The sequence below is a fragment of the Pseudarthrobacter sulfonivorans genome (assembly GCF_024391045.1).
GTDB lineage: Bacteria > Actinomycetota > Actinomycetes > Actinomycetales > Micrococcaceae > Arthrobacter > Arthrobacter sulfonivorans_B.
On sequence record NZ_JANFCZ010000061.1, the window covers coordinates 1 to 533 of the forward strand.

General features: G+C 71.9%; 1 protein-coding gene. It reads right to left on the reverse strand.

Annotated elements, in window-relative coordinates; all coding sequences use genetic code 11:
- The coding region (locus NQJ30_RS18860) for a glucose-6-phosphate dehydrogenase assembly protein OpcA (RefSeq protein WP_255771848.1) at nucleotides 1–533 on the reverse strand (533 nt) is incomplete at both ends.

The following is a 533-nucleotide window of genomic DNA, read 5'->3' on the forward strand; positions in this document are numbered from 1 at the left end:
GCGATGGAGAGGCCGGGGCGGTAGAGCTGGATGTCGCCGGCGGGGCGGGTGAGGCGGACGCGGCGGATCCCGGTCCCGGCGGGGTCCGCGACGATGGTTACGGGGGCTTCGAGGGCGAGGGTGAGCCAGGCGGCGAGGAGGATGGTGGAGGGTGAGTCGGAGGCTCCTTCGACGGTCACGGCGGTGATCGGGGAGGGGCTGGTTTGGTCCAGGACGGCGGCGAGTTGGATCCGCCAGTTCGTCAGCCGGGTCCAGGCGAGGTCGGTGTCGCCGGCTTTGTAGGTGTGGTGGATCCGTTCGAGGGCGGCCTGGGGGTCGGGTTCGTTCGCGGAGTCGGTGATCCGGCGGTGCGCGATTTTCCCGACGGAGGTTTCGCAGGCGTTCTCGGGGGCCCCGTGCGGCCACCAGGCCACGATCGGGGCGTCCGGGAGGAGCAGGGCCGCGACGAGGGATTCGTTTTCGTGGGCGAGTTCGCCGTAGCCGCGCAGCACGATCACCTCCGAGGCGCCGGCGTCCCCGCCGACCCGGATCTG